Annotated in this window: 10 protein-coding genes; 1 reads left to right on the top strand and 9 read right to left on the bottom strand. The window is 52.0% G+C overall.

All coding sequences use genetic code 11. The features are described from left to right. Window position 1: 1 nt before the first annotated feature. The 9 genes from ACT3RU_RS15360 to ACT3RU_RS15320 form a co-directional block, all read right to left on the bottom strand. Window positions 2-739: an SIMPL domain-containing protein gene (locus ACT3RU_RS15360; RefSeq protein ID WP_483392883.1), complete on the bottom strand. Its 738-nt coding sequence runs from the start codon at window positions 737-739 to the stop codon at window positions 2-4. Window positions 740-889: 150 nt separating this feature from the next. Then, window positions 890-2,173, bottom strand: coding sequence for a TRAP transporter large permease (locus ACT3RU_RS15355; RefSeq protein ID WP_483392882.1), 1,284 nt, complete (start codon window positions 2,171-2,173; stop codon window positions 890-892). Window positions 2,174-2,184: 11 nt separating this feature from the next. Next, window positions 2,185-2,658, bottom strand: coding sequence for a TRAP transporter small permease (locus ACT3RU_RS15350; protein WP_483392881.1), 474 nt, complete (start codon window positions 2,656-2,658; stop codon window positions 2,185-2,187). Window positions 2,659-2,716: 58 nt separating this feature from the next. After that, entirely contained in the window at window positions 2,717-3,703 is a 987-nt protein-coding gene (locus ACT3RU_RS15345) for a C4-dicarboxylate TRAP transporter substrate-binding protein (protein ID WP_483392880.1), read from the bottom strand. A 48-nt stretch (window positions 3,704-3,751) separates the two neighbouring features. Beyond that, a complete protein-coding gene (locus tag ACT3RU_RS15340) occupies window positions 3,752-4,903 on the bottom strand; it encodes a mannitol dehydrogenase family protein (protein ID WP_483392879.1) in 1,152 nt (383 codons plus the stop codon). After that, entirely contained in the window at window positions 4,900-6,537 is a 1,638-nt protein-coding gene (locus ACT3RU_RS15335) for a UxaA family hydrolase (RefSeq protein ID WP_483392878.1), read from the bottom strand. Before ACT3RU_RS15335 ends, ACT3RU_RS15340 begins: the two co-directional genes overlap by 4 nt. Then, the gene (locus ACT3RU_RS15330) at window positions 6,534-7,571 is read right to left on the bottom strand and encodes a zinc-binding alcohol dehydrogenase family protein (RefSeq protein ID WP_483392877.1); all 1,038 of its coding nucleotides are present in this window, start codon (window positions 7,569-7,571) and stop codon (window positions 6,534-6,536) included. The genes ACT3RU_RS15335 and ACT3RU_RS15330 overlap by 4 nt, the downstream gene beginning before the upstream one ends. Before the next feature lie 207 nt (window positions 7,572-7,778). Further along, window positions 7,779-8,621: a fumarylacetoacetate hydrolase family protein gene (locus ACT3RU_RS15325; RefSeq protein WP_483392876.1), complete on the bottom strand. Its 843-nt coding sequence runs from the start codon at window positions 8,619-8,621 to the stop codon at window positions 7,779-7,781. A 22-nt stretch (window positions 8,622-8,643) separates the two neighbouring features. Next, a complete protein-coding gene (locus tag ACT3RU_RS15320; protein WP_483392875.1) occupies window positions 8,644-9,384 on the bottom strand; it encodes an SDR family oxidoreductase in 741 nt (246 codons plus the stop codon). A gap of 226 nt (window positions 9,385-9,610) precedes the next feature. Between ACT3RU_RS15320 and ACT3RU_RS15315 the strand changes: the two genes are divergently transcribed. Beyond that, window positions 9,611-10,366 (top strand): FadR/GntR family transcriptional regulator, encoded by a 756-nt coding sequence (locus ACT3RU_RS15315; RefSeq protein ID WP_483392874.1) that lies wholly within the window; start codon window positions 9,611-9,613, stop codon window positions 10,364-10,366. Window positions 10,367-10,372: the final 6 nt, after the last annotated feature.

Raw genomic sequence — 10,372 nt, 5'->3', positions numbered from 1 at the left:
CCTAGTCTTTTAAGGCATAGTCGATGGTCGTAACCACCCGGACACGCTTGATGTGCGGGGTATAGCTGTCCAAATCATCAATCGAGAAATAGCCTTGGGTTGCCTGGCGGATCTGCCCTACCTGACTCCCGGAGTCTTCTGCAAACTGCTGGGCGGCATTACGCGCGTCAGCCGTCGCCTCGGCAATCATCTCAGGCTTGATAGCCTCCAAGCCGGTAAATAGAAACTCAGTTTGGTACTCGTAACTTGGCGAGAGCAAAATCCCCTGACGTACCAGCGATGAAGTACCTGGGATCGCCTGCATCACACCCTCTACATCCGGCGAACGCAGCAGTAACGTGGCCTCAGCGCGGTAACGCTCATCAGGACGCTGCACGCCATAGAGGTTGCTGAACTGATCGGTAATCCTGGGGGGCGTGGTGCTGATATGCTCGGATTCAAATCCCTGAGCCTCCAGAAAGCGACGAATCGCCTGATCATTATTGGAAAGCTGCTGCTCCAGGTCGCTTAAGCTATTAGCGCTCACGCTGTAGTTAAACGGCCATAAGACCAGGTCGGCCGCCACCTCACGCTCGGCCAAACCGCGCACTGTGACATTGCGCGAAGACTGCTGCCACACGTCGGCCGCCTGCTTGATATAGCTACCGCCTCCGACCAACCCCAGCGCCAACAATCCACCCAACACAACCGCACTGCTTAACATCACGATATTTCTGCTGTTTCTAACCATCATTGCCACCCCGTGCAACTTACATTCAATTGGCCACTGCTTATCAGCAGCATAGCGGTGAAACGTTGGTACGTCGGTAGCCGAATGTGGCAAGTGTGAGGAAATATTGAGTTAGCCTCTTTAATCCCTGCCACTGCCTTTCATAAAAAACCATCGCGGTTAGAAAACAAGCGTAGGCAGCATCAGCGAAAGCGCCGGGATGAAGGTTACCAGTAATAGAATACCTACCATTACCAGCCAAAAAGGTAGAACAGCACGAATAAAGGATGAAACGTTAATACCTGTGATACTGCAGGTCGTAAACATCACCGTGCCTAATGGCGGTGTAATCGTGCCAATCGTGGCATTGATAATGAAAATGATGCCAAAGTGGACGGGATCAATGCCAAATTGAGAGGCTACCGGTGCCAGCAGCGGTGAAAGCACGATCAAAATGGCGTTTCCTTCCAGAAACATTCCCAAAATCAATAACAATATGTTAGCTAATAATAAGAAAGCGATAGCGCTTCCTACCTGCGTGGATAGCAACATAGCTATCTCTTGAGGAATTTGCTCCCAAGTAAGAAAGCGTGCAAAACCTGATGCTACGGCAATGATGAAAAGCACATTAACAGATGCCAAGAGCGATTCGTTGGTCGCCAGCGCTATCGTCTTAGGCGTCATCTGCTTATAAATGAAAACACCTACGATTAGAGCATAAAGCACCGCAATAGCCCCCGCCTCTGTTGGCGTAAATACGCCAATGCGAATGCCGCCAATGACGACCAAGGGTAGCATTAAAGCGATAATACCGGCACGCGTCACGCTAACCCACTCCGTGCGAGCTACTTTCGCTCGCTGGGGTGGCTGGTAGCCATAACGCCGACACAGGAAGGACACCAGCACCATTAGGCTGATTGCCATCAACACGCCAGGCACCACCCCGGCAAGAAAAAGCCGTCCAATGGAGACATTATTGACGTAGCCATACACGATCAAGGCTATGCCGGGCGGAATGGTCGAGGTAATGAGTGACGAAGCGGCGGTTACCGCACTAGAGAAAGGCACGGGATAGCCTTTAGCCGTCATGCTCGGCACCAAAAGCTTGGCATTCATGGCTGCGTCGGCAATATTAGAGCCAGACAGCCCGCCCATAAAAGTACTTAACAACACATTGGCTTGTGCTAATCCACCATGCATACGACGAGTCAGCAATTCAGCAAGCTTTAGCAACCGGTCGGTAATGCCTGAATAGTTCATGAACACACCCGCCATAATGAAAAATGGAATAGCGAGTAAAGAAACCGACTCTAGGCCACCGGCTAGACGCTGAATAAGCAGCATCATGGGTTGGTCAGCCCCTACGATGAAATAGAGAAACGTCGAGAAAAAGAGTGCAAACGCGACGGGTGTACCTAACAGAAACAGTAAAAACAATGCGCCAAGCGCGATACTGACAGCCATGTGGTTAGCTCCTAAGATGAATGTTGCCGAACCAACCGCACCACGCAGTGGTAAATCATTACCACCGCACTAACGGGGATCGCCACATGAATCCAGTAATAAGGAATTTGCAGCATCGGTGTACTGCGATACGCTGAATAGCTGAGTAGCTCAGTCCCCCAATAAAGCATTACTGCGGCACTCGCTAAAATGATGCCCACACTGAATATTTGCTCATTCCAATGCGCCAATCTTGGCGGCAGCTTATCGGTAACAAAACTGATAAACACATGCTCTCTACGGCGCACCAAGGCGCTGGCGCCCAGGAATGAGGCCCACACTAAAAGCATTTGAAGAATTTCTTCTGTCCAGGCTAAGGGACTGTTAAATAAATAGCGCATGAATATGTTGCTAATAGCCACCAGGAAAAGCGCAAAAATGGCGGCGGTCGCGATGACTTCATCAAGACGCATGAATCGATCTATCCACGTGAATATACGCTTCATATCAGACACCTCAACGTGGTTCCCCGGCTAGCCGGGGAACCACGCAATCACAGGCTGATTAGCCGTTAATTATTTCGTAAACCTTGTCATACAGACCATCGCTCCACTGAGGAAACGCGGATGGAATCTGTTGCGCAGCTCGCTCGCGGAAAGGCGTGATATCAACATCATGAATCTCTACACCTTCACTACGTAAACTCTCTAATGCCTGTTCGCTATTTTCCGCTACCAGTTCAGAGAGATACTCTGCCATCTGCTGGCCGGTATCCGTCATAATCTGCTGCTGCTCTTCACTGAGTTGATCCCAAAAAGACTTCCCAGTAACGAAAGGCGCCACGGTATGCATATGAGACGTCAAGCTAAGATGCTTCACCACTTCGTGGAACTTGCCTCCGTAAAGTACCGCTGCTGGATTCTCGACGCCGTCTACTATTCCCTGCGCCAGCGCAGGATAGACGTCACCAAGTGACATCGGCGTAGGGGTTGCTCCCATGGCACGTATAGCTTCTACATACATTTGCGAGTTTTGAACACGAATACGCATACCATCAAGATCAGCAGGACTGCTGACAGGCTCATTTGATAGCAGGTGGCGTGCTCCATATACCGCATTTGGGATAACAATGTGGTAGCCAGACCCATTTACCTTTGCCATTTGTTCTGAAAACCATTCCGAATCAAAAACCTTAAGCTTCGACTCAAAGTCTTCACTCAGATAAGGCGCATCTAATACGGCAAGGTCAGGCACTGAATCGAGAAAATTACTGTAAGCAGAAATTGAAATAATGGGCGCACCAAAGCGTGCCTGTTCCATTACCTCAGTTTCCGAACCTAGTTGGCTTGCGGGAAACGCTTTCAGTTCCAGCTCACCATTACTCGCCTCACTCACCCACTCAGCCCACTGTTTAACGGCGACATCCACCGGCTCGCCGGGCTGGTTGCCGTACGCAACGCGGATTTCAGTGCTGGCGTGAGCAGCCGTAACAGCGCCAAGCGTCGTAACAGTAGCAAGCGTAATAGCGATAGACAGTTTATTCAGGCGCATTGAGCACTCCTCTTTTTCTTGTGTTTAACCGTAGGTGTGGTGTCTGCTTTAAAGCAGTGTTGTTTTATCGTTAATGTTTGGAATGTTTTTCCGTTTAAGCGCATCACTCAGCATTGGCGTCGGTACTGCGTGATTTTTCGCCATATCCACCATCGGCTGTATACGACGGCTCAGTTTGTCATTGTGATACTGGGCAATATCTTTTAGACGATGACCTAAAAAAGGGTTATCAAAACGGTCCAATGTGCTCTGCCAGTAGGCGTTTAAATCCATATCCGGTAATTCAAGTGCCAAAACAGGTAGCACCTCTTTCTCCATAACCTCACTGAGCGCATTACGTAGCTGTGGCTCTCGCATGGCTTCTCTGACGTAGGTAACGGAACCGGTCAATTCAAGCTGGAGCCACTGATCAACCAGATACGTATGCGCCAGATTAAGGATATGCAGCTTGCGTAACTCATAAGGCTGTAACGAACTTACGACCTCAATGGCAGGATATTCAAAAGGCATCGTCAGGCCTGGCGTTTGCTGCACAGCCCAGAGCGCATAAGGCTCAGCAACAGCGCCAACCGGCTCCAAGGGCGCCGAGACGATTCGGTCTACCAATGTATTGACCCAGCAACACTCGATATCCAGCCATGTATCGAAATGAGCATCGTGGTAGTCCTGGCGCGCTAGTTTGGAGACGATTTCCTTGAGCACTTGACCATTGCTGCCGATCAATTCGCAGGGCAGCAGCGTGAGACCTGGCTGCTCTGCCTTGAAGCGTGCATAAAGCAGCTTAGTCAACTTGCCTGGAAAGCTTGCTGGAACAGCGGCAAGACTAGTATCACCGGCGACTTCGTAACCGCTATCCCCCGTATTGGAAACCACCCAACGAGCTGTGTGAATAAAGTGACGCTCTAATGCCTCCCACTCTTCCTGTGCCACGAGGCAGCCAGCGATACTACTAATAGAGAGGTACTCCTCAATAGGTGCACCATTACGCAATCCCTTAATGTGTAGCGGATAACTATCCTGCTGAGCCAGGGCAGCTGCCTTGGCTTTGCCCTCGGGACGCGCCGATGTCTGCACCACAAGCACCGCCTCACGACTGTTTCCCTCTGCCAACGCTGCGCTTGCAAAAGCAGCGACATGGCCGAGTAAAAAACGGCTCGTACCGAACTGAACAATGCTCGCCTGAGAGAGAGGCTGCCTCACAATGACACTCCTCTTTTCCAGGGAATAAAGTCCAACTGTGCAAGACGTGCGGCCTTCGATACATAACGTCCAGACGCGGTTTCAATACAGAACGTTAGCAATTCATCGGCCAATTGGGCAATGCTCGCTTCACCGCGGATGATCGGCCCAGCATCGAAGTCGATAACATCGCTCATGCGGCTTGCGAGTTCGCTATTGCTTGAAATCTTAATCACAGGTGCAACAGGGTTGCCGGTCGGCGTTCCTAGGCCTGTGGTAAATAGCACCAGATTAGCGCCGGACCCAACCAAGCCGGTAGTGGACTCTACATCGTTACCTGGCGTACATAGCAGGTTAAGTCCCTTACGCGTCATGGGTTCGGTGTAATCGAGCACATCAACCACGGGACTGTCTCCGCCTTTTTTAGCAGCGCCTGCTGACTTCATGGCATCGGTAATCAGGCCGTCACGCACATTCCCAGGTGAAGGGTTCATGGAGAAGTCCGCGCCCACAGCATGGGCATGACGCTGATAAGCGGCCATTAATGCGGTAAAGCGTTCAGCAACCTGTTGATTACGACAGCGCGCCAATAGCTCGTGCTCCACGCCACACAGTTCGGGGAACTCACTTAGAATACCGCTACCGCCCAGCGCCACTAGGCGATCCACAACGGCGCCTACCATGGGGTTTGCGGAAAGCCCGGAAAAGCCATCCGAGCCGCCGCATTCAACGCCCAAGGTAAGCTCAGAAAGCGGCGCTGGTTGCCGAGTCACTTGATTGGCCTGCTTGAGTCCATCAAAAATCGCTGTCAATGCGTCGCGAATCAGCACCTCTTCGCTTTCAGACCGCTGCTGCTCGAAATAGCTGACTGGCTTGTGGCCGCTTGGGTCACGTTTTGCAATGGCATCTTGCAACATCGTGATCTGTGCTTTCTGGCAGCCTAGGCTGAGCACCGTTGCTCCAGCGACATTAGGATGACAGATGTAGCCTGCGAGCAGTTCACATAGCGCGTCAGCATCGCCGTCTGTGCCACCGCAGCCTTGCTGATGAATCAAAAAGCGCACGCCATCGACATTAGGAAACAGACGCTCCCCAGCGGGTGCCGCTGACTCTGCAATGTCTTGCCCATGTAACAGCTGTCTGGCCATGCGCTTATAATCATAAAAGGGGTCGTCACCCAAGGCATCGGCAACACACTGGCGCAACACTTCGATATTGCGGTTTTCACAAAAGACCAAAGGCACCACTAGCCACACGTTGGCCGTTCCTACCTTGCCATCCGGGCGGTGGTAGCCCGCAAATGTCGTCTTCTCGAACGCCGCTACCTCAGGGGGCTGCCATGCTTGTTGCCTAGTCTCCGTGGATAGCTCGTCCGTTGCATGCACCACGTTTTCGGTCGTGATCGCGCCCCCCGCCGCAATGGGCTGTGTTGCTTTACCGACCCTTACGCCGTACATGGTGACAACATCGCCAACGGCCATATCGTTTAGCGCAAACTTATGCTTGTGGCGAACGAAGCCAGGTAGCGTGATGTTGACGCCTTGATCTTCGATCACTGCGCCCTCGGGCAAGTCGGTCAAAGCAACTCGAACATTATCCAGTGCGTGGACACGCAGCGTGAGATGGGGTGTTTGCGTTGTAATCAGGTCACTCACGGATGCGCTTCCTCAGTATCAATGGAAATCATGGCTTTGATAACCTGATTGTCGGGATCACACCACTGAGGCATTTTTGAAGGAACATCAGCAAGCGGCGCCCGGTGAGTAATCATCGCCTCAGCGTTGATAGCGCCACTTTCCATCAGCGACACCACGCAATCAAAGTCTTCACGCGTGGCGTTACGACTCCCCATGAGTGTCAGTTCTTTTTTGTGGAAGTCAGGATCGTTAAAGGTGATATCAGCTTTCACTATGCTAACCAACACGTAGCGCCCACCATGGCCTGCAAGATCGAACCCCGCCTGCATGGCACGGGGATTACCGGTGGCATCGAACACTACATCCGCTAGCGCTCCACCATTTAGTGTGCTGATCTGGGCCGTCACCTCAACTTCCTGTGGATTTGCGACCGCATCAGCCCCCAGCACATCACGGCAAAATGCTAATCGCGAGGCATTGGTGTCCACCATCAATGTGCGTGCACCTCGGCTTTTCGCCACCTGAAGAACACCCATGCCTATCGGGCCTGCTCCGACAATCACCGCCAACTCACCCGCTTGCAGTGCGCTACGTCTTACCGCATGGGCGCCAATCGCCATGCACTCTACTAATGCAAGCTGATCGATAGAGAGGGTTTCGGAAACTACCAAGTGTGTAGTGGGAACAGACAAGTACTCCGCCATTCCACCATCCTTATGTACACCAATAACCTGCATATTCTGGCAACAGTTTGTCTTACCCTGCTGGCAGGCGCGGCACTCGCCACAATGTAAATAAGGAATAACGTAGACCTGCTTGCCCAACAGATGCTGAGTTGGGCTATCCACCACCTCAACAACCTCTCCTGCGAGCTCATGACCAAGCACGCGTGGGTATTCAAAATAGGGCTGATTACCCCCATAGGCATGGATATCCGTGCCGCAGATGCCAATGCGCCGAATGCGTACCAGGGCATGTCCTGCCGGACATTCAGGCTTAGCGTAGTGACGCAGTTCAAGGTGGTGCGGCTTTGAACAAACAAGCGCTTGCATTAATGTGCTCCTTTCCGCCAAGCACAGGCCACTATCGAACCAGCCTGACAGGCGCTTTGGTCTATTGGTCAGTCCTTTGGAGGTATAAAAATCCTTCAAGGCCTGCCGCTCTCGGTAAATGAGGTATTAGCGGCGAATTAGAGCCGCCAATACCTATTTTCTTACCATGTGTATTTCCACTATCTATATTTCTACTATCTAAATTTTCTATGCCTGAACTACGCGCTGCGTCTGCTCGCCCAAGCCATCAATGCCTAAACGCATGCGCTGGCCGCCCCGAAGATATACTTGGGGCTGCTGGCCCATGCCTACACCGGGAGGCGTACCGGTTGAAATGACGTCGCCCGGCTGCAGGCTCATAAAACGGCTTAGATAACTGATCAGGAAAGGCACCTGATACACCATGGTCTGGGTGCTGCCATCCTGATAACGCTTGCCATCCACTTCAAGCCACATGCCCAATTGGTGCGGGTCCGCCACTTCATCACGGGTTACCAGCCAAGGGCCTAACGGGCCAAACGTATCGCAGCCTTTGCCTTTATCCCAAGTGCCACTGCGTTCAAGCTGGAACGCACGCTCAGAGACATCATTCACAACACAGTAGCCCGCCACATGAGACATGGCGTCGGCCTCGTCGATGTAACGTCCGCCCTTGCCAATGATGACGCCAAGCTCTACTTCCCAATCGGTCTTTTCCGAGCCACGGGGAATCTCCACATCATCGTTAGGGCCGCAGATAGCGCTGGTCCATTTATTGAAAATGACCGGTTCGGGCGGCACTTCAGCACCGGTTTCCGCTGCGTGATCTGAGTAGTTGAGGCCAATGCAGATAAACTTGCCTACGCGAGCCACACAGGGGCCCAAGCGGACATCATCAGCTACTTCCGGCAACGTCGTTAAATCCATATCGCGTAGCTGCTGCAACTTACTATCGCTCAATACGTCGCCCGCAATATCATCAACGATAGAGGAAAGATCGCGTACCTTTCCCTGGCTATCCAGAATGCCTGGCTTTTCCTGACCCGATGGCCCAAAGCGTAATAATTTCATATTGTTGTACCTCCTAAAGTAATCAGTTAGCCCAGCCGCCATCAATTAATTGCGCGGTACCGGTAATGAACTGCGATTCATCACTGGCCAGAAAAGCGGCCAAAGCAGCCACTTCCTCTACCCGCCCTAGCCTGCCCATCGGTTGACGCGCAATAAACGATGCCAGCACGTCAGACTCGCTGCGCCCTTCTCGGCGGGCCTGGTCTGCAATACGCTGTTTCAATGAGGGAGACTCGACGGTACCTGGGCAAATGGCATTGCAGCGAACACCCTGGGTCATAAAGTCGGCGGCGACCGACTTGGTAAGACCGATAACCGCCGCTTTGGAGGTCCCGTAAGCACAACGGTTGGCAACACCTTTAACGCTTGATGCCAGAGACGCCATATTGATAATGCTACCCCCGCCGTTTAATAACATGCCGGGTAAAAAAGCCTGAAGGGTATAAAACATTGAAGTGACGTTCAGATCCATCGACCGCTGCCAAGTCGCCTCGTCGCACTCAAGCACCGTGCCACCCGCCACCATGCCCGCACAGTTAAACAGTATGTCCAAGTCTGGCAGCGAAGCGGCAAGTTCGTTGATTGCCTGACTATCCGTTACATCAAGGCGATAGGCTTCAACGCCCGGCATATCTTGCAAGGTAGAAATATCAATATCGGTGGCGAGTACACGTGCGCCTTCGGCAACAAATCGCTCGACGCTTGCACGCCCAATACCGTTCGCGGCGGCAGTGATTAATGCAGTTTTATTTTTGAGTCTCATGCGATGTCACTTCCCTAATAGCGATGGCACGCCTCTGGAAATCGTGGGAACATACTAGGGTCAGGTCGTCCAGACATACAATGGCCTGACCAATGAATCGAGTATGAGCGAGAGATATTGATCTTTGCAATCCTCAAAAAGGCCAATCATGGGCTTTTGGGGATAAACTTTAGTCGCAGTTAATATTGATCGAGAATATTAAAGAAACGGATAGGAACGACCGCGAATGCCCATTCAAGCCATCCGCTCACAACGGCTTTATCGCCAGATCGCTGACCAGTTGCAGCAGTTGATCAATAATGGAGAGTTCCCCCCTGGAACCCTCCTTCCGCCCGAGCGCGAGCTTGCACAATCTCTAGGCGTCAGCCGAGCATCAGTAAGAGAAGCCTTGATTGCTTTGGAAGTGGTTGGTCAGGTTGCCGTGCGAGTCGGGCACGGTGTCGTTGTACTTGAGCCCCGTTCAATGCCTTTAGAGCCGGTGATGCGTGCGGCGGCACGTACAGAACCGTGGGCACTGGATCCAGAATTCGAGAGTGAAATTGAGCTTAACCTGGACGAAGAAATCCCTCCGTTTTCCCTTCTTCAGACACGCCGCTATCTAGAGCCGGAAATCGCGGCATTAGCAGCCACGAATGCGACCGATGACGACATAAAATCGATTCGATTAGCTCTCGAACGCAATTTTTTTGATAACGCCAACGGTAGACGTAACTGCGCCGGGGACCGATTGCTGCATATCCGCATAGCAGAAGCATCAAGCAACGCTGCTTACGCACTTATCATCAAGCACCTACTTGGCCATCAATATGGCCCTATGTTCCGTCGTCTTCAGGATCTGTACATGGAAACAGATATGCCTCAACGCTCCCAAGGCGATCATGAGCAGATCGTCAAGGCGATTGAAAATCGTGACCCGACCGCTGCCCGCCATGCAATGGAAGCCCACTTAGACCATGTTTTAAGTGTTTTCTTTGACGAGTAAACCGCG

The organism is Halomonas sp. TP35 (assembly GCF_052375975.1).
GTDB classification, from domain to species: domain Bacteria; phylum Pseudomonadota; class Gammaproteobacteria; order Pseudomonadales; family Halomonadaceae; genus Vreelandella; species Vreelandella citrativorans.
Note: the sequence above shows the minus strand (reverse complement) of the source record. Positions and strands in the feature narration are given on the sequence as shown.

Excerpts from the sequence above, each read along its gene's own strand:
- ACT3RU_RS15355 (WP_483392882.1), bottom strand. The coding sequence starts at position 2,173 with ATGGCTGTCAGTATCGCGCTTGGCGCATTGTTTTTACTGTTTCTGTTA.
- ACT3RU_RS15350 (WP_483392881.1), bottom strand. The coding sequence starts at position 2,658 with ATGAAGCGTATATTCACGTGGATAGATCGATTCATGCGTCTTGATGAA.
- ACT3RU_RS15345 (WP_483392880.1), bottom strand. The coding sequence starts at position 3,703 with ATGCGCCTGAATAAACTGTCTATCGCTATTACGCTTGCTACTGTTACG.
- ACT3RU_RS15330 (WP_483392877.1), bottom strand. The coding sequence starts at position 7,571 with ATGCAAGCGCTTGTTTGTTCAAAGCCGCACCACCTTGAACTGCGTCAC.
- ACT3RU_RS15325 (WP_483392876.1), bottom strand. The coding sequence starts at position 8,621 with ATGAAATTATTACGCTTTGGGCCATCGGGTCAGGAAAAGCCAGGCATT.
- ACT3RU_RS15320 (WP_483392875.1), bottom strand. The coding sequence starts at position 9,384 with ATGAGACTCAAAAATAAAACTGCATTAATCACTGCCGCCGCGAACGGT.
- ACT3RU_RS15315 (WP_483392874.1), top strand. The coding sequence starts at position 9,611 with ATGCCCATTCAAGCCATCCGCTCACAACGGCTTTATCGCCAGATCGCT.